This window comes from Micromonospora sp. NPDC048894 (assembly GCF_040649765.1).
GTDB classification, from domain to species: Bacteria; Actinomycetota; Actinomycetes; order Mycobacteriales; family Micromonosporaceae; genus Micromonospora; species Micromonospora antibiotica.
Genome location: NZ_JBEZFY010000003.1, coordinates 192,215 through 211,989, shown reverse-complemented (window position 1 = coordinate 211,989; position 19,775 = coordinate 192,215). Strand labels below are relative to the sequence as shown.

General features: G+C 72.1%; 18 protein-coding genes and 1 pseudogene. 2 read left to right on the top strand and 17 right to left on the bottom strand.

Features of this window, described 5'->3' with window-relative positions; all coding sequences use genetic code 11:
• Positions 1-21: 21 nt before the first annotated feature.
• The 3 genes from AB0C22_RS08065 to AB0C22_RS08055 all read right to left on the bottom strand — a co-directional run bounded on the left by AB0C22_RS08065 (position 22) and on the right by AB0C22_RS08055 (position 1,925).
• Positions 22-777 carry an IclR family transcriptional regulator gene (locus tag AB0C22_RS08065; protein ID WP_357534184.1) on the bottom strand — a complete coding sequence of 252 codons (756 nt, stop codon included), beginning with the start codon at positions 775-777 and terminating at the stop codon, positions 22-24.
• A gap of 258 nt (positions 778-1,035) precedes the next feature.
• Positions 1,036-1,488 carry a nuclear transport factor 2 family protein gene (locus AB0C22_RS08060; RefSeq protein WP_308290805.1) on the bottom strand — a complete coding sequence of 151 codons (453 nt, stop codon included), beginning with the start codon at positions 1,486-1,488 and terminating at the stop codon, positions 1,036-1,038.
• Positions 1,476-1,925, bottom strand: a complete 450-nt coding sequence (locus tag AB0C22_RS08055) for a VOC family protein (RefSeq protein ID WP_308290806.1) — start codon at positions 1,923-1,925, stop codon at positions 1,476-1,478. The genes AB0C22_RS08060 and AB0C22_RS08055 overlap by 13 nt, the downstream gene beginning before the upstream one ends.
• 186 nt (positions 1,926-2,111) lie before the next feature.
• Between AB0C22_RS08055 and AB0C22_RS08050 the strand changes: the two genes are divergently transcribed.
• Positions 2,112-3,140, top strand: coding sequence for an aldo/keto reductase (locus AB0C22_RS08050; RefSeq protein ID WP_219463043.1), 1,029 nt, complete (start codon positions 2,112-2,114; stop codon positions 3,138-3,140).
• 312 nt (positions 3,141-3,452) lie between these two features.
• On the opposite strand, the gene AB0C22_RS08045 is transcribed toward AB0C22_RS08050, so the two are convergent.
• The 4 genes from AB0C22_RS08045 to AB0C22_RS08030 form a co-directional block, all read right to left on the bottom strand.
• Positions 3,453-4,655, bottom strand: a complete 1,203-nt coding sequence (locus AB0C22_RS08045) for a helix-turn-helix domain-containing protein (RefSeq protein WP_308290807.1) — start codon at positions 4,653-4,655, stop codon at positions 3,453-3,455.
• On the bottom strand, positions 4,645-4,803 hold the full coding sequence (locus AB0C22_RS08040; RefSeq protein ID WP_329020253.1) for a hypothetical protein: 159 nt from the start codon (positions 4,801-4,803) through the stop codon (positions 4,645-4,647). Before AB0C22_RS08040 ends, AB0C22_RS08045 begins: the two co-directional genes overlap by 11 nt.
• Positions 4,804-5,008: 205 nt before the next feature.
• Positions 5,009-6,220, bottom strand: a complete 1,212-nt coding sequence (locus tag AB0C22_RS08035) for a helix-turn-helix transcriptional regulator (RefSeq protein WP_091243678.1) — start codon at positions 6,218-6,220, stop codon at positions 5,009-5,011.
• 49 nt (positions 6,221-6,269) lie between these two features.
• Complete coding sequence (locus AB0C22_RS08030) at positions 6,270-6,554, bottom strand: helix-turn-helix transcriptional regulator (RefSeq protein ID WP_255597631.1); 285 nt, start codon at positions 6,552-6,554, stop codon at positions 6,270-6,272.
• 324 nt (positions 6,555-6,878) lie between these two features.
• On the opposite strand from AB0C22_RS08030, the gene AB0C22_RS08025 reads away from it, so the two are divergent.
• Complete coding sequence (locus AB0C22_RS08025; protein ID WP_219463046.1) at positions 6,879-8,351, top strand: arabinofuranosidase catalytic domain-containing protein; 1,473 nt, start codon at positions 6,879-6,881, stop codon at positions 8,349-8,351.
• 60 nt (positions 8,352-8,411) lie between these two features.
• Here the strand turns inward: AB0C22_RS08025 and AB0C22_RS08020 are convergent.
• The 10 genes and pseudogenes from AB0C22_RS08020 to AB0C22_RS07975 all read right to left on the bottom strand — a co-directional run.
• Positions 8,412-8,894, bottom strand: a pseudogene (locus tag AB0C22_RS08020) (LacI family transcriptional regulator); the annotation flags it as partial.
• Positions 8,895-9,029: 135 nt separating this feature from the next.
• Complete coding sequence (locus tag AB0C22_RS08015; protein ID WP_219463048.1) at positions 9,030-9,632, bottom strand: response regulator transcription factor; 603 nt, start codon at positions 9,630-9,632, stop codon at positions 9,030-9,032.
• Entirely contained in the window at positions 9,629-10,876 is a 1,248-nt protein-coding gene (locus AB0C22_RS08010) for a histidine kinase (protein WP_357534179.1), read from the bottom strand. Before AB0C22_RS08010 ends, AB0C22_RS08015 begins: the two co-directional genes overlap by 4 nt.
• A 4-nt stretch (positions 10,877-10,880) precedes the next feature.
• Positions 10,881-11,825, bottom strand: a complete 945-nt coding sequence (locus tag AB0C22_RS08005) for an alpha/beta hydrolase (protein WP_357534177.1) — start codon at positions 11,823-11,825, stop codon at positions 10,881-10,883.
• A gap of 278 nt (positions 11,826-12,103) precedes the next feature.
• Positions 12,104-13,018 carry an ABC transporter permease gene (locus AB0C22_RS08000; protein ID WP_208570019.1) on the bottom strand — a complete coding sequence of 305 codons (915 nt, stop codon included), beginning with the start codon at positions 13,016-13,018 and terminating at the stop codon, positions 12,104-12,106.
• Positions 13,015-14,403 (bottom strand): ABC transporter permease, encoded by a 1,389-nt coding sequence (locus tag AB0C22_RS07995; protein WP_357534175.1) that lies wholly within the window; start codon positions 14,401-14,403, stop codon positions 13,015-13,017. The genes AB0C22_RS08000 and AB0C22_RS07995 overlap by 4 nt, the downstream gene beginning before the upstream one ends.
• The gene (locus AB0C22_RS07990; protein WP_308290808.1) at positions 14,403-15,995 is read right to left on the bottom strand and encodes an ABC transporter ATP-binding protein; all 1,593 of its coding nucleotides are present in this window, start codon (positions 15,993-15,995) and stop codon (positions 14,403-14,405) included. The genes AB0C22_RS07995 and AB0C22_RS07990 overlap by 1 nt, the downstream gene beginning before the upstream one ends.
• A 37-nt stretch (positions 15,996-16,032) precedes the next feature.
• Positions 16,033-17,112, bottom strand: coding sequence for a BMP family ABC transporter substrate-binding protein (locus AB0C22_RS07985; RefSeq protein WP_255597632.1), 1,080 nt, complete (start codon positions 17,110-17,112; stop codon positions 16,033-16,035).
• Positions 17,109-18,584 (bottom strand): amidohydrolase family protein, encoded by a 1,476-nt coding sequence (locus AB0C22_RS07980; RefSeq protein WP_219463056.1) that lies wholly within the window; start codon positions 18,582-18,584, stop codon positions 17,109-17,111. Before AB0C22_RS07980 ends, AB0C22_RS07985 begins: the two co-directional genes overlap by 4 nt.
• Positions 18,581-19,603, bottom strand: a complete 1,023-nt coding sequence (locus AB0C22_RS07975) for a zinc-binding dehydrogenase (RefSeq protein WP_219463058.1) — start codon at positions 19,601-19,603, stop codon at positions 18,581-18,583. The genes AB0C22_RS07980 and AB0C22_RS07975 overlap by 4 nt, the downstream gene beginning before the upstream one ends.
• Positions 19,604-19,775 lie beyond the last annotated feature (172 nt).

Sequence of the window (19,775 nt, the reverse complement as noted above, 5' to 3'; positions counted from 1 at the left end):
CGGGCGGGCAGGCCCCGGGCGTCAGCTCGCGCCGAGCGCCTCGGACAACTCCCGGGCCACCAGCCGCAGGCTGTCCGCCGCGGCGGCCTCCACCGCGCCGGACAGCGTCGTGCTGGTGCCCAGCACGGCCAACGCCGCCACCACCTGGGTACGCTCGAACACCGGCGCGGCCAGTACGCGTACCCCGAAATCCTCCGGGGAGTTGGCGGCGAAACCGTCCCGGCGGACCTGCTCGACCACCACCCGCAACCCCGCCGACAGTCGCAACTGGCGGGCCACCGCGGGCGCCTCGGCGGCCGACAGGTAGGCGCAGAACACCCGGCCCTGCGCCGAGCGGAGCAGGTCCAACGGCGAGCCGGTGCGCACACTCAACCGCACGTCACCGCTGGTGTTGTCCATGCAGCGGACCACCGTCGGCACTTCACCGTTCCAGACGCTGAGCACCGAGGTCTGGTTGGTCAACCGGGTGAGCCGGTCCAGGTACGGCTCGGCGGCGGTGACGATGGGCAGCGCCGCACGGGCGGCGGCCTCCATCGCCAACACCTGCGGACCCAGCGTGTAGGTGGCGGTGGCCACGTCGAAGCGCAGCAGGTTGGCCGCCCGCAACGCGCGGGCGTACCGGTGCGCGGTGGCCCGGCTGATGGCCAGGTCGGCGGTCAACTCGGCCAGGGTGAGCCGGGGCCGCTCGACCGAGAACGCCTGGAGGATCGTGGCGGCGCGCTGCACGGTCTGGATCGCCGGCGCGTCACCGGCCGGCTCGTCGACTCCGCCCGTCACCACGTCACCCCGCACTCGCCGCCGTCCACCGAAAGGCGAACTCTACCGAGCACGGACCGCATCCGGCGACACGGACACCACACCACGCCGCCGACTTCTCCCCCGCAACCGGCGTCCCGCCCGACAACGGACAGGCCCGGCACGCGGCCGGTCCCGCACGGCGACGCGCGGTGTCCCGACAGATCTTGGAGGATCGTGGCCCCCGGAGGGGCCATCTGCCACCAAGATCGCCGCCCGGGGACGCGGCGCGGGGGCGGGTTACGCCGGGCCGCCCGCCCCCGAACCGGGGGCGGGCGGCGGTTCGGTGGCACCAGCGAGCTGACGGTGCACCTCGCCGCTGTCCCAGTAGTCGACCCGGTGGGCGATCAACCCGTCCGGGTCGACCCGGAACCGGAACACGCCGCGGATGCGCACCGGTGCCCGGCCGGCCGACGCCAGCCGGAACGACATCCGGTAGGCCACCGCCGCCCGGTCACCGTCGACGAGCAGCTCCTCCACCTCGTAGCGCAGGTCGACGAACTCAGCCAGGAAACCGTCGAGCCGGGCCCGGTAACGGACCCGGCCGACCACCGTCCGGCCGAGGGCGGCGGTGTGCTCGTTGACGAAGTCGGCGCTGACGCAGCCGGCGACGGCATCGGCGTCGTGGGCGTTCAACGCCGCCAGGTACCGCAGTACGGCGGCGCGGGTCGACGCTGCGGTCAGCTCCCCCACCGACGCCGCACGGTGTCGAAGACCTGCTGGTCGTGGGAGATCTCGATGACGTTGCCGTCGGGGTCCTTCAGCGCGCAGATGTAACCGACCGGCGGCGGCATCTGGCGGGGCTCCCAGTGCAGGCAGCCCAGCTCCCGGGCCCGCGCGGCGATCTCGTCGACGTCCGAGCGCTGCGGCACCTCGATGCCGATGTGCGCGAACGGGTGCAGCAGACCGAGCTGGCCGCCCTTGTCCTTGTTGAACGAGACGAGCACCAGCACGAACGGGGTGTCGGCCTGCTTGTCGTTGGAAAGCCAGACGCTCTCCCCGTCGGCGTCGGCGAACCGCTCCACGACCACCAGCGGGGTGAGCGCGGTGTAGAAGGAGATCGCCTTGTCGAGGTCGCCGGTGGGCAACGCCACGTGCGTCCATCGGGCTTGGGTCAGACCGGTCGCCACTGTTACCTCCACCGTACCGAAATGTCCATCACTATCGCGTCCACCAGCCTATTCACTGTTCGGCGGCAGGGTCGATGTGCCGGGGACACAAAGCCGGCGCGCCGGGTTCGACGCGCCGGGACGGTGCCACCGGCCGGCCGGCGTGCCAGCGTGGGGGCACACCGCGTACGGGAGGTCGATCGGATCATGCAGTACCGCAGACTGGGCGGAACCGGGGTCGAGGTGAGCACCCTCTGCCTCGGCACCATGATGTTCGGCGCCTGGGGCAACCCCGACGAGCAGGAGTGCCACCGGATCGTCGCCGAGGCGCTCGACGCCGGGATCAACCTGGTCGACACCGCCGACGTGTACGCCCACGGCGAGTCCGAGGAGATCCTCGGCCGGGCGCTGCGTGGCCGGCGCGACGACGTGGTGCTGGCCACCAAGTTCCACGAGCCGATGGGGGACGACCGCAACCGGCGCGGCAACTCCCGCCGCTGGATCCGGCAGGCGGTGGAGGGCAGCCTGCGCCGGCTCGGCACCGACTGGATCGACCTCTACCAGGTGCACCGGCCCGATCCGCTCACCGACGTCGACGAGACCCTCGGCGCGCTGTCCGACCTGGTCCGGGAGGGCAAGGTCCGGATGATCGGCACCTCGGCGTTCCCGGCCGAGCAGATCGTCGAGGCGCAGTGGGTGGCCGAACGCCGGCAGCGGGAACGCTTCACCACCGAACAGCTCGGCTACTCGATCCTGACCCGGGGCGTCGAGGCCGCCGCCCTGCCCACCAGCGCCCGGTACCGGCTGGGCGTGCTGGTGTTCAGCCCGCTCAACGGCGGCTGGCTGACCGGCAAGTACCGGTCCACAGCCGTACCGGCGGACTCCCGCGCCGGGCGCAACGGCGACCACTTCGACTTCCGCGACGCCGCCGCCCGCGACCGCAAGCTCGCCCTGGTCGAGGAGCTGGCCACGCTCGCCGAGGAGAGCGGCCTGACGCTGATCGAGCTGGCGCTCGGCTTCGTGCTGAGCCACCCGGCGGTCACCAGCGCCATCATCGGGCCGCGCACCCTGGCCCAGCTGCGCAGCCAACTGCCCGCCGGGGAGCCGGCCGGGCTGCCGGCCGACGTGCTGGACCGGATCGACGCCCTGGTCCGGCCGGGCCACGACGTCAACCCGGCCGACGCCGGCTACCAGGTGCCGGCGTTGACCGACCCGAGCCTGCGCCGTCGTCCCTGACGTCGTCAGCGGCGGTCACCCCGACGCACGCCGGGAACCGTGCCACAAGGTCACGCTCGAACATGGTTGTAGTGGCTTCGCTACGCCCGGAGGCCACTACAACCAGGAAATAGCACGATCTTGCTTGGCCGGCGACGGCGCCGCAGAGCGGGCAGCGGTCGTCGGAGGCGGGGCGTGGGTCGTCGCGGGTAGCGGAGGCCGGGCGTGGGTCGCGGGTAGCGGGGGCCGGGTGCGGGTTGCGGAGGGCGTGGCGGGCCTGGAGAGTCAGGCGGTTGCGGATTTGGGCCAGGGACAGGAACGGGGCGGTCATGCTCAGGCCACCTCGAGGGCGGCGGCTAGCTGGATGATCGCGGCGGGGGCGTGCGGGTCGTGGACGAGTCGGGCGATCACCGCGCGGGCGGTGGGCCGGTGGCGTACCTCGCCGGGGGCGGTGCGCTCGGCGGCGAGCAGGGCGCGGCCGGCGTTGCCCGGGTCACCGGCGTGCAGGTAGGCGCGGGCGGCGTCGAGCAGGTGGGCGGCGCGGTGTTCGGCCGGTAGCCACCGCCAGGCATCGCGGGCGGTGGTCTTCTCGTGCCAGGCCACCGCCTCACCGGCATGACCGAGGTCGAGGGCGGTGGCGACCCGGGCCAGGTCCACCGCGACCGGCCCGAACGCGGTCCGGTGGTGGTCGTGGCCGTCGCCGACGAGGGCGGCCATCCCGGCGGCCTCGTCGAGCAGGTCGACCGTGGCGCGGTCGTCGCCGTCGCGGGCGGCGGCCAGCGCGGCCTGCACGACCAGGGTCCCGCACAGCGACAGCCCGGGGGCGGGCGCGCCGTCGAGGTCGGGCGGGGCGATCCGGTACGCGGCTGCCAGCGCCGTCGACCTGGCCGTGCGCGCCCGCCCCGACGCGCGTAACACCTGCGCCAGGGGCACGGTCGCGGCGGCCACCAGCACCACGTCACCGGTCGCGGTGGTCATGGCCCGGTCGGCAGCCAACCACGCCAGCTCCGTCTCACCCAGCTTGACCAGCAACGACGCGGTGAGCCGGTACGCCTGCACCAGCACCGACCGCCCCGCCACCGGATCATCCGCGTGGACACGCTGCGCGGCGGCCAACACGCCCGGGATCAACCCGACCACCTGCGGATACCGGGCGTGCTGGAACGTGACCCAGGCGTGGGTGACGTCCCGCGCCAGCCGATCCGCCGACAACACGCCGCCCCGTCCCGCCGGCCGGCCCACCGCGATGTCGTACGCCGACAACGCCTCCCGGACCCGCCCCACCCCCTCGACCTGACCGACTCCCCCGGCCGGCGGAACATCGCGACCAAGGAGAACGCTCGTGTCGATCCGCAACACGGTGGCGATCTCCTGAAGCGTCGACACCTTGTCCAGGGTCCGGACACCCCGCTCGACCTTGTCCACCCAACTCTTCGACTTGCCCAACCGGTCGGCGAACACTTGCTGCGACAGCCTGCGCCGCCCTCGCCAGTACGCCACCCGCCGACCGACCGGCAGCACCTCACTACCGTCCACGACGCCACCGCCGATCCGGCACCGCCCGGGTCGTCTCCTCCACCGGTATCCGCTCCGCCTCGGCCTGCACGAGCAGCCGCTGTCTTGCCGCCGCCCGCTCCGCCGCCTGGATCTGCTCACCCCGGCTTACGCCCCGATCACTGTCCACGCCACCCATCCGCGTCGTCCCCTTCGGAAGGGGCGCGGCGATGTGCTCGGGAGAACGTCACCACCGCGCCGGATCACGGGGGCATCGTTCGCCCCGTGCTGAGGGGGACGCGGCGACCAGGCGAAGTCGCACCGCCCGCCGCATCCCGTGCGGAAGACGCTACGTATGGTGACCATGGGGAACGGGTAGGGTCTCTACCCCCGGTTCACGGGACGAGGCCGACCTTCACCGCGAGGTCGCGGGCCTCGTCACGGGTGGACCGTGGACCGTCGAGCAGGTCCAGGGTGATCTGTCGGGCGTACCCGTTGAAGCGGATCGTCTCCGGAGCCGACTCGTACGCCTGCCGGAGCGTCGCCACGGCCGCCTCCTTGTCGCCCTTCCCGTGGTGCGCCCTTGCGACCTCGATCAGGTGCCGCGCCCGGCGCGGCCTCGACGGAATCGTCGCCGCCTCGTGGCGACGCGCCTGTCGGACCGCCTCGCCGAACTTCTGCAACTCCACGGCCACGGTCACCGCATGAGCGCCCATGACAACCCGGGAGAACGACGTCTGTGGCTGGTAGAAGCCCTGCGGCAGGCGTTGCGCGACCCGGTCCGCGCGATCCCAGTACCGCCACGCCCGGCCCTCCTCCCCCGCCCGGGCAGCGGTGTACGCGGCCTCGAAGTTCAGCGCTCCCCACAGGGCCAGCAGACCAGCGTCTCCCTCGGCCGCCCGGGATTCCAGAGCCGACAGCACGTCCAGTGTCACCGCCATCGCGGTGTCCCAATCGCCGGTGTCCCGGTGCACCTGCCCCAGGAACCACCCCGCTCGGGCGATCGCCTCGGGGTCGCCCGACTCCTGCGCCGCCACCATCGCCCGATCCGCAACCCGCCAGATCAACTCCGCGGCGGGCTGGTAGGCGAGGAACATCTGCACCACCCCGAGCGTCTCGGCCAACAGCGCCTGCGCCTGTCGCCGCTGCGCACCCTCGTAAACCAGGGCGGCGTGCCGCACATCCCGCAGCAGCGCGGGCAACAACGCACCCAGCACCGTCCGGTGATCCGACGCCTGATGACGCGCCCGCCACGCCGCCGCAAGCCGCTCACGCAGGCTGGACAAGGACTCGGCCGGAACGTCCGGGAAGACCGTGAAGCGGTTCACCGCGTCCCGCACCGATGCCAGCGCCGGATGCTCGGGGCCGTTGACCACCGCCGACCGGTTACCCAGCTCGCCTGCGAGGACGGCGACGTCGACCTTGAGGGCGCGCGCGATCCGGTCCAACATGTGGATGCGCGGCGGCAGGATGCGATCGGTCTCCACCGCCTTGACCCACTCGGCGCTCCGGCCGACCAGCCCACCGAGCACCGCGCGGGTCTTGCCGGAACGCTCCCGGTAGACCTTCAGCCGCTGCCCGAACGTCAACTCCGGCAAGAAATCCACCCCGACCTCCTCGTCAGTGCGGGATGCATCGCCGACCGACCGGCCGCCGTCACACCAACGCTACCGACCATCCCGCGACCGCATAACCCCTCGTCTCACTGCCCCGCATCAGCACCTGCTCGACGGCTATCCCGGGGGGGATCGCCAGCCCGAGGGTGCGGCTGCGTCCCTCCTTGAGCGCGCGGGCGCTGGCGTTCGGTCGGTAGTCCAGCTCGTCGATGACCGCCTGGATCCGCTGCCGGGTCCCCTCCGAGACGGTCCGCTTCCTGCTCAGGACGCAGAAGACGGTGCTGCAGGACACCCCCGCCCGGCGGGCGATCTCCCCGATGTTCATGCCGCGCCCTCGAATCGATTCTTGCCCCGAAACGGGCACGCACCCTCTTCCCTGTCGGCATATCCGTCCGGAACCCAAGCCCCGAGTCGGCATGTTCCCCGGCCAGCGGGGCGTCGACCGGGTCGGATGCGACGGCCCGCGCCCGGTAGCGCAACGCATGGACGGGCATTAATGTAATAGGTATGACGTGTGACGTCAGTCTGGGCCGGTAGCGAGGCTCGAACCACCGCCGCCCACGGCACCAACCGTGTCGAACTGGATCGGTCCGGCAACACAGGCTCAACCCGCCACCACCACGCTCCACCTCACCGCCGAGAGGATCCGATGAATGTGAAGGGACGACTGAGTCGTCTGCTCGCCGCGACGGGAACCCTGCTGGTTCTCGCTGTCGGCGCCAGCATCTACGTGGTCTCGGACGCGCCGGGTGTCGCCCGCGCCGCCGGCACGGGGCCGTGCGACATCTACGCCTCAGGTGGCACCCCGTGCGTGGCCGCGCACAGCACCACCCGGGCGCTGTACGGCGCGTACAACGGCCCGCTTTACCAGGTTCGCCGCTCGTCGGACAACACCACCCGCGACGTCGGCGTGCTGAGCGCGGGCGGCTACGCCGACGCCGCCGCGCAGGACACGTTCTGCACCAACACCAACTGCGTCATCACGATCATCTACGACCAGACCGGCCGCAACAACCGTCTCACCCAGGCCTTGGGTGGCGGCGTGCCGGGCCCCGGGCCTGGCGGGTCGGACAACCTTGCCGACGCGAAGGCGGCGCCGATCACGATCGGCGGCCAGAAGGCGTACGGCGTCTACATCCCTCCGGGCACCGGCTACCGCAACAACAACACCAACGGCATCGCGACCGGCGACCAGCCCGAGGGCATGTACGCCGTCCTCGACGGCACGCACTACAACAACGGGTGCTGCTTCGACTACGGCAACGCGCAGACGAACGCCATGGCCGACGACATCGGCATCATGGAGACCATCTACTTCGGCAACAACAAGGTGTGGGGCTACGGGGACGGCAACGGCCCCTGGATCATGATGGACATGGAGTGGGGACTCTTCTCCGGAGTGAACCCGCGATACAACCCCATGCCGCCCATCAACCACCGCTTCGTGACGGCCATCGTCAAGGGCGAACCGAACCACTGGGCGATCCGCGGCGGCAGCGCGCAGTCCGGCGGCCTGACGACCTACTTCGACGGACGCCGCCCCAACGGCTACCACCCGATGAAGAAGGAAGGCGCCATCCTGCTCGGCATCGGCGGCGACAACAGCAACACCGCCCGCGGCACCTTCTACGAGGGCGTGATGACCTCCGGCTACCCGACCGCGACGACCGAGGACGCGGTACAGGCCAACATCGCCGCCGCCGCGTACGCGCCGGCCGTTGGTAACCCGCCGCAGGGCGTCCAACTCGTCGGTGGCCAGTCCAACCGCTGCGTCGACGTGCCGAACGGCACCACCACCAACGGCACCCAGGTCCAACTCTGGGACTGCACCGGCAACACCGCCCAACGCTGGACCCACACCGCCGGCAAACAACTGCAGGTGCTGGGCAACAAGTGCCTCGACGCCAGCGGCCAGGGCACCACCAACGGCACCCAGGCCATCATCTGGGACTGCCACAGCGGCACCAACCAGCAATGGAACATCAACTCCAACGGCACCATCACCGGCGTCCAGTCCGGGCTCTGCCTCGACGCCAGCGGCGCCGGGACCGCCAACGGCACCAAGCTCCTCCTCTGGGCCTGCAACGGGCAACAGAACCAGCGCTGGTCCACCCGCAGCTGATCCGTACCACCACCCGACCGGCGCTGCCGGCACCGCGAGACTCGCGGTGCCGGCACCGGTCAGCGCGCGCTGCATTCCGGGCAGGGCGGCCTCGTTGATGGTGGCGATGGCCGTGACGTCGGGATGTGTCACGAGCAACTGTTCCACGCACGCCTCGCCGGAGGCCGTGTCGTCGCCGCGGCAGACCTCCACGCCGGTCAGCCCCCGTTCCACCGCCGCCGCCCGGAAACCGGCGAGCGCTCGATGGCTGGGCCCGTAACCCGCGGCGACCAACTCGGCGGAGCGGTTGACCAGGGCCACGTGCCGGTGCCCCAGATCGGCCAGGTGGTGCACGCAGCGGGCGATCAGCCCGGAATAGTCGATGTCGATCCAGCTCATGTCGTGCGGCTCGGCGATCCGCCCGATCGTGACGAACGGCAGACCGGTCTTGGTCAGGCGGGTCACCCGGTCGTCCTCCAAGCGGATCTCCATCAGGACCACACCGTCCACCCGGCGCCCGGTGACGATCCGCGGGAGTGTGGATCTAACATGACGCCCCCTCACCCGGCCCCCCACGGGGAGAAGCGGCGGCGACCAGACTCGAATCCCGGGATCGACTCATCGTCGCCGATGTTGCGGTATCGACGGCTCGTCGATACCGCTATATCAACGAAATTGCGAGAACCGAAAACGGCGCACTCAGATCCAGCCGTGTTCCCAGGCGATCGTGGCGGCGGCGGTGCGCGAATCGACGTTCAGTTTCGCCATCGCGGAGGAGAGGTGGTTGCGGACGGTGCCGTGGGCGAGGCCGAGTTGCCGCGCGATGTTCTTGGTGGGCAGGCCGTCCCGGGTCAGTCTCAGCACGTCGATCTCCCGGGGCGTCAGCGGGCTCTCCTGCTCGGTGAGTGCCGACGCGGCGAGACGCGCATCGATGTAGCGTTCACCGGCGGCGACCGACCGGATGATCCTGGCCAGCTCCGACGCGGGGGTGGACTTCGGCACGAAGCCGTGCACCCGGGCGCTCAGCGCACGCTTCAACGTCCCCGGTCGGGCGTGGCGGGTGACGATGACGACCTGCGTCGCGACGAGACGCAGCAGTCGTCGGGCGGCGTCGACCCCGTCGAGTCCGGGCATTTCGAGATCGAGCAGGGTCAGGTCGGGTCGGTGCGCGACGGCAGCCGCGACCGCAGCTTCGCCGTCGGCGACATCCGCGACGACCTCGATGTCGGGTTCGAGGGATAGCAACGCCACGAGCGCGCCCCGGATGAGTTCCTCGTCGTCGGCGATCACGATCCGGATCACCGGCGGGTCCCCCGTCGTCTCGTCGGCCGGGTCGGCTCCTGCGGAGCGGGCCCCGGCGCGCCGGCGGCGGGCGCCGGAATGCGGACGGTCAACGTGAAGGTGTCGTCCTCGCGGGTGGTCTCGACCGTCCCGCGGTGGGCCGCGACGCGTTGGGCGAGGCCGGCCAGGCCCGTTCCGTCCGGACGCGGTACGCCTGCGGCGTTGTTGGTGACGGTCAGTCGGTACTCCGCCGCGACGCGGACGAGTGCGATGGTGGCTTCGGTCGCCCTGCTGTGCCGGAGCACGTTCGTCACCGCCTCCCTGATCGCGACGGCGAACACCGCGCCGAGGGCCACCGGCAGGTCCGGCGTCCCGATGTGGGCCGCACACCGGATGCCGGCGGAGCGCAGCACCGCCGCCGCGTTGCGCGCCTCCACCGCCACGGTGACGGTGCGGTAGTCGTTCACCACGGCACGGGTGTCGTCGAGGGCCACCTGCGCGATCCGGCGGATCTCGGCGATCTCCCCGCCGGCCCGCTCGGGCCGATCGGGCAGCAGCCGCTCCGCCAGTTCACTCTTCAACGCGATCACCTGGAGGTTGTGGCCCTGGATGTCGTGCAGGTCGGTCGCGAACCGGAGCCGCTCCTGCGCCACCGCCAGGTCGGAGGCGAGCCGGCGGGCGTGTTCCAGTCGCAGCACCACCTGCTGCACCCAGACCGCGCTCAGGGGCAGCAGCGTGACCAGCGCGAGGGTGCTGATCACGACGGCCTCGGCACCCGCTTCGGCGTGCCACGCCACGACGGCGGCACGCGGCGAGGCCAGCACGCCGATGAGGCCGCCGAGACCGATCGCGGCCCAGCAGCAGAGGATCACCGTCGCGCGCCACCAGCCCCGCACGAGGCAACTGAGCACGCCGCCCGCCACCGCGAGCGTGAACGCCCACCCCCAGCCCGCGAACGGTGGCAGCACGGCCAGCACCCACACCGCGCCGGACAGCGCCAGCAGCACGAGGACGAGTGGATGACCGGGCGTCGCCTCGTCGGGGGCCCGGAGCAACAGGGGGATCGTGGCCAGCCCGACCAGGACGGCGGCGACCGTCGCGACCATGAGGGTGACCACCCGCACGCCGGTGGCCGTGCCCACGCCGAGCACCACCTGCACGACGCCACCGACGAGCATCCCCAGCCCCAGGGAGAACACCGTGAACAGCCGCATCGCCCGGAGGTCGGCGGTCACCCGCGGTGCACCCGGCCAGGTGTCCGTCACCGGCTCAGCGTAGCGACCGTGCCGCCAGGAAAGCCCTGGTCTCCTGCGCGATCTCCGCCGACAGGGTGTGGTGCAGATAGTGGTCGCCCGCCAGGAGGACGACCCGACCGGTGTCGACGCTCGCCGCCTGCTGCTCGTGGAGCGCGACCCAACCCGCCACGTCGGGGTCGTCCGACCGTACGAACAACAGGACGGGCAGCCCCTTCGGGAAGGTCTTCCCGCTGACCGCGGCGAAGTTCGCCGAGACGTGCTCCATCTCGTTCACCATCGTCGGGGCCGCCGTGTTCTTCGCGCTGAGCAACCGCAGCTGCTTCCTGGTCCGCTCGTCGTAGGGCAGGCCCGCGTACGGGTCGTCGGCGATCGCCGCCAGCGCCCGGGTGATGCCGAGCTTGCTCAGGCCGACGATCACCCCGGTCGGGATCGGCTCGTCCCCGCCGGGCTGGTCGGGGACGCTGCTGTCGATGCCGACGAAGGCGACGAGTTCGTCGGCGTAGCTGGCGCTGTAGGTCAACGCGTAGATCCCGGCGATCGAGTGGCCCATCAGCACGTAACGGTCGATGCCGAGGTGCCGGAGCGCCTCGTGCACCTCCCGGGTGATGTTCGCGGCGGTGCGGTCGGTGTCGGCGGGGTCGCTCAGGCCGGTGCCGAACGGTTCGACCGCGACGACCCGGTAGGTGCTCCGGAGTTCCGTGATCAGCGGCTGGAAGTCGAGCCCGGGGGCGGCGGTGCCGAGGCCGGGCAGGAGCACGACCGTCTCGGCACCGCTGCCCGCGACCACCACGTTCATCTGCTTGCCGTCCACGGGCACGAGTTGCCCGTAACGGGTGATCGAGGAGGCTTCCGACTTCGTCGCCACCACGTTCACCACGGCGGTGGTCGCAAGCAGGAGCACCGGCACGGCGACCAGGACACCGAGGGTGGTGAGCACGACTCGCACGGGCTTTCGCATGGGTTCTCATTTCGGATCGGCGGCGCATCCGGATCACCCCCGTGATGCCTGACCAGCCAATCAAGCGCGCGAGGCGCTGCGGAAGTGTCCCGTTGTCACGACCGATCGTGACAAAAAGTCATGGTATGCCCCGTGGGACCCCCGGGTCCTCGTGATCAACGAGATACGACCACCACGGCGGGCGGGTGCCGACCCAGGACCCACACGGCGCAGCGACCGCCACCGGAGGAGGGTGGCCGCTGCGCCGTGTGGGCGGACCGGAGTCGAGGAATCCCCCGTCAGGTGGTGCCGCGTTGGAACGGTTGGGCCAGCGCCCGGGGTTCGCGGTGGGTGGTGGCGAACACCAGCATCGCCAGCAGGGCGAGCAGGTAGGGCGCGGCGATCAGCAGCTGCGAGTTCATGGTGACCCCGAGCGCCGGCAGCGCCAGCCGCATCGCGTCGGCCAGACCGAAGACGACGCAGCCGATCAGGGTACGGCCCAACCGCCAGGCCCCGAAGATGACCGCCGCGATGACCAGGTAACCCCGGCCGGCGGTCATGTTCTGGTTGAACGAGCCGACCTCGCCGACCGCCAGGTAGGCCCCGCCCAGCCCGGCGAGCAGCCCGCACCAGAGCAGCGCCTGTCGCCGTCGCTTGTTGACCTCGATCCCGCTGACGTCGGCGGCCTGCGGGTTCTCCCCCACCGCCCGCAGCTCCAGCCCCCACCGGCTGCGCTCGACCAGCCACCAGGTCAGCGGGATCACCGCCAGCAGCAGATAGACCGGCCAGCGTTGCACGAACAGCATCGGGCCGACGATCGGGATGTCGCGCAGCACCGGGATGTCCACCTGCCAGACCTGGTGGCCGGTGAAGGTGCTCACCGTGATCAGGTAGCTGGTGAGGCCCAGCACCAGGGCGTTGAGCACCAGGCCGACGACGAACGTGTTGATCTGCACCCGGTGCGACAGGATGCCGTGCACGAACGCCACCGCCACCCCGACCAGCGCGCCGGCCACCAGGCCGATGGTGGCGCTGCCGGTGGCGCTGGCGACCGCGATCGAGCCGAACGCCGCGCCGAGCATCATCGCCTCGACGGAGATGTTCAGGGTGCCGGCGCGCTGGGCGACGTACTCCCCGCAGGCGGCGAAGGCCAGGGGCACGGTGAGCCGGGCCCCGCTGGAGAGGATGGTGGCGATGTTGTCGGCGGCGCTCATGCCAACCTGCCTTCCATGGCGTCCTTGGTGCCGGCGGTCCCGGCGTCGCCGGGGTCCGCCGGTGGCGACGCGGCGGCCCGGGGTCCGGGCACCGACGCCGCCGATCCGGCCGGGTCCGACCCGGCAACCGGGTCTACCGGGGACGACCCGGAGGCCGGGTCGGTCGACGCGGCAGCGGCCACCGGAGCCGTCGGGGTGGTGGCGACCGGAGTCGCCGGGGTGGCAGCGGCGGCGGTCGGTGCCGTCGGGGTGGAGGTGGGGGTCGACGGCTCGTCGGCCAGGCGACGTCGGCGCAGCATGCCGATCACCACCGGGGGTGCGACGAAGGCCAGCACCAGCAGCGCCTTGACCACGTCGACCAGGAACGACGGCACGCCGGTGGCGGCCAGGAAGCTGCCGCCGGCCCGCAGCACGCCGAACAGCACCGCCACCGGGATGGCCAGCAGCGGGTTGTTCCGGGCCACCAGGGCGACCAGCAGGCCGTCCCAGCCGATGTTGAGCGACATCCCCGGCTGCAACCGGTTGGTGCCGACCGGGCTGGTCAGCAGCAGCGCACCGGCCAGACCGGCCAGCGCCCCGGAGATCGCCAGCGCGATGCCGCCGAGGGCACCGACCCGCACACCCGCGTGCCGGGCCGTCGCCGGGTTGAGGCCGACCATCTTCAACCGGAAACCCCAGCGGGTACGCGCCATCACCAGCGCCAGCACGACCGCCACCACGACGGCCAGCACCAGACCCCCGTTGAGCTGGAGGTTCGGGTATTCGCCCAGGGAGGTGAGCCGGGCGTTCTCGGGCACCGGGTTGGACTGCGGGGACAGCGTGCCCCGGCCGAGCCGGGACTCCTGGAGCAGCCACGGGGTGTTCACCGCGAACGAGATGAGCTGCTGGGCGAGGAACGTCATCAGCATCGTGCTCACCACGATGTTGACGCCCCGGAACCGGTACATCAACGCGCTGAGCCCGGCCCAGATCCCGGCACCGACCACCGAGGCGAGCAGCACCAGGACCAGCAGCAGCGGTCCGGGTACGGCCAGCCGCAGGCCGACCCACGCGCCGGCGAGCGCGCCGATCAGCACCTGCCCCTCCTGGCCGATGTTGAAGAAGCCGGAGCGGGCGCTGACGCAGGCCCCGACCGCGACCAGCAGCAGCGGCGCGACATAGAGCAGGGAGGTGGACCAGGCCGCCGGGGAGGCCATGCTGCCCTGGTAGAGGGCCTTGGTCGAGGCGGTCGGCGAGCCGCCGGTGACCGCGATCAGCAGGGCGGACAGGCCGAGCGCGACGCCGATCGTGGCGACGGTGGCGAGGCCGACCTGCCAGCCGCCGGGGCCGGGGTTGAGCCGGCGCAGCAGCCGCTGGCCGGTGCCGTCGATACCGAGGGTGGCCATCAGTGACTCACCCCGCCGACCAGCATGCCGAGCCGCTCGGCGGTGGCCTCGGCGGTGGGGAGCACCCCGACGATCCGGCCGGAGGAGATCACCGCGATCCGGTTGGCCAGGGCCATCACCTCCTCCAACTCTGTGGAGATCAGCAACACCGCCACCCCTTCCGCGGCGGCCTGCCGCAGCCGCACGTACATGTCTTCGATCGCGCCGACGTCCAGCCCGTGGGTGGGTTGGGCGGCGACCAGCGCCTTCGGGCCGGCGGACAGCTCCCGGGCCAGCACCACCCGCTGCTGGTTGCCGCCGGAGAGGCTGCGCAGCGGGGTGTCCGGGGAGGGCGCCACGATGTTGAACTCGGTCATCTGCTGCTGGGCGATCTTGTGCATCCGCCGCCGGCTGAGCACCCCCCGGGTGGTCACTCCGGCGAGGGACTTCATCACCAGGTTCTCGGCGACGCTCATGTCCAGCACCACACCGGAGTGGTGCCGGTCCTCGGGCACGATGCCGAGGCCGGCGTGGTGCAGCGCGCCGGGGCGGACCAGGTCGACCGGCCGGCCGTCGATCTCGACGGTGCCGGAGTCGGGGACGAGCAGCCCGGACAGCAGCTCACCGACGGTGGCCTGACCGTTGCCCTCGACCCCGTACAGGCCGACGATCTCGCCGGGGGCCACGTCGAGGCTGAGCCGGTCCAGCACCGGCAGGCCGCCGATGAGCAGGGTGACCTCGCGCAGCCGCAACGCCGCGGGCTCGTCCTGCGCGGCCGGGCCGGGGGCCGTCGGGGGCACCACCGCCCCGTCGGCCTCGCCGACCGGCGCGGGGCGCTCGACCGGCAGCAGGCCCAGCGCGGCGCTCTCGGACTGCAACGACACCTCCCGGCCGACCATCTGCCGGGCGAGTTGCTGGGCGGTGGTGTCCTTCGTCGCGCCGTGGAACGCCACCGCGCCGCGCCGCAGCACGGTCACCCGGTCGGTGGCCGCCATGATCTCGGCGAGCTTGTGGCTGATCAGGATGACCGCCCGCCGTTCCGCCTGCACCACCCGGCGCAGCACGGTGAACAGCTCCGCCGACTCGGCCTGGGTGAGCACCGAGGTCGGCTCGTCCAGGATCAGGATGGACGGGTCCCGGCGCAGGCACTTGATCAGCTCGACGCGTTGCCGTTCCCCGGCGGAGAGCCGGTCGACCCGCACGTTCGGGTCGATGGGCAGCCCGTACCGGCGGGACACCTCCTCGACCTGGGCGCAGGCCGCCGCCCGGTCGATCCGCCCGGTGTCGCCGAGGATGACGTTCTCCCAGACGGTGAGCGGTTCGATCAGGCTGAAGTGCTGGTGCACCATGCCCAGCCCGAGGTCGGCCGCGACCTGCGGACTGTCGATCTCGACCGGTTCGGTGCCGCGCGTGATGGTGCCGGCGTCGCGGTGCACCAACCCGAGCAGGATCTTCATCAGGGTCGACTTTCCGGCCCCGTTCTCGCCGAGCAGGCCGTGGATCTCGCCGGGTCGTACGGCGAGATCCACGGCGTCGCAGGCGACGACCGGACCGTAACGCTTGCTGACTCCGCGCAGGGTGAGAGCCGGCGTCAGCTGGTCGTCAACGTCCACAGTCCGTTTCACCTCGTTGGTCGTCGGGCAGCGGGAATCAGGAGCCGAGCTTGGCGACCGTCGCGGCGGTGTCGGTCTTGCCGCTGGCCACGTCGGCGACGAAGGCGTCCATCTTCTGGGTCTGCTCCGGGGTCGCCTTGCAGATCTTGACGGCCGGGTACGGGTCCTTGCCCAGCTCCCACTTCTTGGTGGTGCCGAGGGTCATCTCACCCTTGGCGAACAGCTCCAGCGCGGCGGCGAAGTACGCGCCCGGGTCGAAGATGACCGAGATGTCGAAGCGCGGGTCGGTCGAGTCACACCGGTCGGTGCCGGGGGTCAGGGTGAGCGCACCGCCGGTGTTGGCCAGCTTGGCGGCGGCGTCGGTGGCCCCACCCAGGTACGGGTAGACGACCTTGACGCCCTGGCTGATCTGCGCCTGGACGGCCTCCCGGGCCTTCGCCGAGTCGTTGAAGTCACCGGTGTAGGTGGTCACCAGGGTCGCGTTCGGCACCACCATCCGGATGCCCGCCTTGTACGCCTTGGCGGCGTTGACCGAGAAGTCGGCCTCCATACCGGTGACGAAACCGGCCTTGGTGGCGTTCTTCTGCTGCATGACCAGGCCGGTGGCGTACCCGGCGGCGAGCATGCTCTGGTTGGGGTCGTCGCTGGACAGCGTCACCCGGGGACTCTGCGGGATGTTCTCCGACGACGGCACGTACCAGGAGGTCTTGGCGCAGACCGGCTCCTCGGAGGCCGGGATGGCGTCCTTGAGCTCGGACGCCCCGAGCGCCACCATGTCCACGCCCTGCTGGCACAGCGCGCGGGCGGCGCTGAGCGCCTCGGTCGGCGGCACGTTGCCGCGCTTGATGACCTGCCAGCCCTTTTCGGTGGCGAACTTCTCGGCACCGATCACGAAGCTCTCGTAGTAGCCGTTGTCGTTGATGTCACCGGGGCTGAGCACCCCGATGACGACCTTGCCGTCGCCGTTGGCATCCGGCTGCCCGGCGGGGGCCGTACCGCTGCTGGCCGAACCGGCCGCCGACGGTGCGGTCGCGTCGTTGCTCGCGCAACCGACCAGGGCGAATCCCAGCGCCCCGGCGAGCAGCGCCGCCGGACCCCGACCAATCCTCATTGTCATGGTGCTTTCCCTTCACGTGGGGTCGGCGCACGGCCCGGCACGGACCGGCGCGCGGAGAACTCGGTCGCTGGCACGGTGGGCCAGCGAGGGGGGATGTCGATGCCGACCCGGCGCAGCAGGGCGGCCCGACGCTGGGCGGCCTCCTCGCGCAGGGCGTCGACGTCGACGGTGGTGATCCGCCGGTCGCGGACCACCAGCCGGCCGTCGACCAGAACGTCCCGGACGGTGTGCCCGGCCGCACCCCAGACGAGCTGGGTGGGCAGGTCACCGCGCGGGGTCCAGGGGATGGTCCGGGTGTCGAGCAGCACCAGGTCGGCGGCCTTGCCGACCTCGATGGAGCCGGTCTGCGCCGCCAGCCCGACGGCTGCGGCGCCGTCGACGGTGGCCAGGGCGAAGACCTCGTCGGCGCGCAGCGGGTCGGGAACGCCCCGGTCCCGCTCCAGGCCGGCGAAGAGTCGGGCGGCCCGCCACAGGTCCGGGGTGTCCCCGGCGTTGTGCGAGTCGCAGCCCAGCGCGAGCCGGCCGCCGGCCCGGTGCAGCGCGGTGTGCCGGCCGGCCCGGGTGAAACCCTGGCCGAGCCGCAGGTAGGCCCCCGGGCAGGAGGCGACCGCGGTGCCGGTCTCGACGAGCGCGTCGACCTCGGCGTCGTCGAGCCACACCGCGTGGCCGAGCAGCAGCCGGGGGCCCAGCACGCCGAGGTCGGCCAGGTGCCGCACCGGCCGGGCCCGACCGGCGGCGGCGTAGGCGGCGGCGTCCTCGGGGCCGGGCGACAGGTGCCAGGTCATGCCCACGTCGAGCCGGTCGGCCAGCTCCGCCGCGCCGGTGAACAGCGCGTCGCTGACCAGGTCGTGCCCGACCAGGGTGATCCAGCCGGTGACCAGCGGGTCGCCGGCCAGGGCGGCGACGGTGTCGGCCTGCACGGCGAGGGTGTCGGCTGCCGGCCGGGCGTAGGGCACGTCGGGGGCGTCCCAGCCCCAGCCGCCGACCCGGGCCCGGATGCCGGCGGTACGCAGCCCGGCGGCGACCCGCAGCGGGTGCGCCACCGTGCCGGGCTCCAGCAGGGTGGTGACCCCGTAGCTGAGCGACTCGACGGCGGTGAGGGTGGCCGACAACTCGTCGTCGTCGCCGGTGACCGCGCTGTGCAGCGGCACGATCCAGTCGAAGATCGCCTGCTGGGCCGGGACGTCGTCGGGGATGCTGCTGCGCACCAGCGGGTCGGCGGTGGTGTGCTGGTGGGCGTTGACCAGGCCGGGGACGACCACACAGCCGGTGGCGTCGAGTTCGGGACTGCCCGGGTACGCCGCCCGTAGCGTCGCCGCCGGGCCGATCGCGGCGATCCGGCCGTCGACCACGGCGATCGTGCCACCGGGCACGACCGCCCGGTCGGCCGCCATGGTGACGATCTCGGCGTCGACGATCAGCAGGTCGGCCGGGCGGAGGTCGGCGGTGCCCGCCGTCGGGGTGGTGGTCATGGCCGGACGAGGATCTTGCCGATGAGGTCGCCGGACTCCTGCCGGGCGTACGCCTCGGTCAGGTCGGCCAGCCGGTATTCCGCGCCCCGGACCACCCGCAGGCCACCGGTGAAGTAGGCGTCGAGCATGTCGGCGAAGTCCGCCGGGCTGTACGCCCCGGCCCCGAGCAGCCGCAGCCCGCGCCGGTAGACGTCGGAGAGGGAGAAGCTGACCTGGTCGCCTGTGGTGTTGCCGAGCAGCACGATCCGACCGCCGGTGCGCAGGCTGGCCAGCGAGGTGGCCCAGGTGGCGGTGCCGACGTGGTCGACGGCCAGGTCGACGCCGTGACCGTCGGTGTGCTCGAGCACCCGCTCCACGGTGTGGTCGTCGAGGTCGAGCACGTCCGCGCCGAGGTCCGCGGCGACGGCCCGCTTGGCTTCGGTACGCGCCACGGCGAGCACCCGGGCGCCGGCCCGGCGGGCGAGTTGGATGGCGGCGATGCTGACCGCGCTCGTGGCGGCCTGCACCAGCACCCACTCCCCGGCGCGGACCTCACCGACGCGGTGCACGGCGTGCCAGCCGAGGCTCCACGCGGTGGGCAGCGCGGCGGCGTCGGCGAGGTCGACGTGGGCGGGCACCCGGTGCACGACGGTGGCCGGGACGGTGACGTACTCGGCGAACCCGCCGGGGCGGTTGCCACCGACCACGGCCAGTGTCGGGCAGTAGCCCGGTTGGCCGTTCTTGCAGGTGGCGCAGGCTCCGCAGCCGATGGTCGGGTCGATCAGCACCCGGTCGCCGGGGCGTACCGTGGTGACCTGCGGCCCGACGGCGTCGACCTGCCCGGCGACGTCCATGCCGCCGACGTGGGGCAGGGCGAAGCCGGGGAGCAGGGCGGTGCGCCGCTGGAGCAGGTCGAGGCGGTTGAGGGCGGCGGTGTGCACCCGGACGACCACGTCGCCGGCGCCCGGCTCGGGGTCGGGCAGGTGCCGCAGGCTCAGCACCTCGGGCCCCCCGAAACCGGTCTGGACCATCGCCCGCATCGCAACCTCCCCCATGGTCTACCAGTCAATATGGCGTCTTGCATTGTGATTCTCGTTGCTTGGAGACGTACTCTGCCTGCGGCGCGGCGGCGTGTCAACGGCTTGCCGCAAAAGAGGCGGAACGGTTAACGAAGCAGGTCGTCCAGGCCGTTCACAGGCCACCCACCAGGGG

Coding starts and splice junctions, on each gene's coding strand:
- AB0C22_RS08030 (WP_255597631.1), bottom strand. CDS start 6,554: ATGAACATCGGGGAGATCGCCCGCCGGGCGGGGGTGTCCTGCAGCACC.
- AB0C22_RS08025 (WP_219463046.1), top strand. CDS start 6,879: ATGAATGTGAAGGGACGACTGAGTCGTCTGCTCGCCGCGACGGGAACC.
- AB0C22_RS07995 (WP_357534175.1), bottom strand. CDS start 14,403: ATGGCCACCCTCGGTATCGACGGCACCGGCCAGCGGCTGCTGCGCCGG.
- AB0C22_RS07980 (WP_219463056.1), bottom strand. CDS start 18,584: ATGACCACCACCCCGACGGCGGGCACCGCCGACCTCCGCCCGGCCGAC.
- AB0C22_RS08000 (WP_208570019.1), bottom strand. CDS start 13,018: ATGAGCGCCGCCGACAACATCGCCACCATCCTCTCCAGCGGGGCCCGG.
- AB0C22_RS07985 (WP_255597632.1), bottom strand. CDS start 17,112: ATGACAATGAGGATTGGTCGGGGTCCGGCGGCGCTGCTCGCCGGGGCG.
- AB0C22_RS07975 (WP_219463058.1), bottom strand. CDS start 19,603: ATGCGGGCGATGGTCCAGACCGGTTTCGGGGGGCCCGAGGTGCTGAGC.
- AB0C22_RS08005 (WP_357534177.1), bottom strand. CDS start 11,825: ATGCGAAAGCCCGTGCGAGTCGTGCTCACCACCCTCGGTGTCCTGGTC.
- AB0C22_RS08050 (WP_219463043.1), top strand. CDS start 2,112: ATGCAGTACCGCAGACTGGGCGGAACCGGGGTCGAGGTGAGCACCCTC.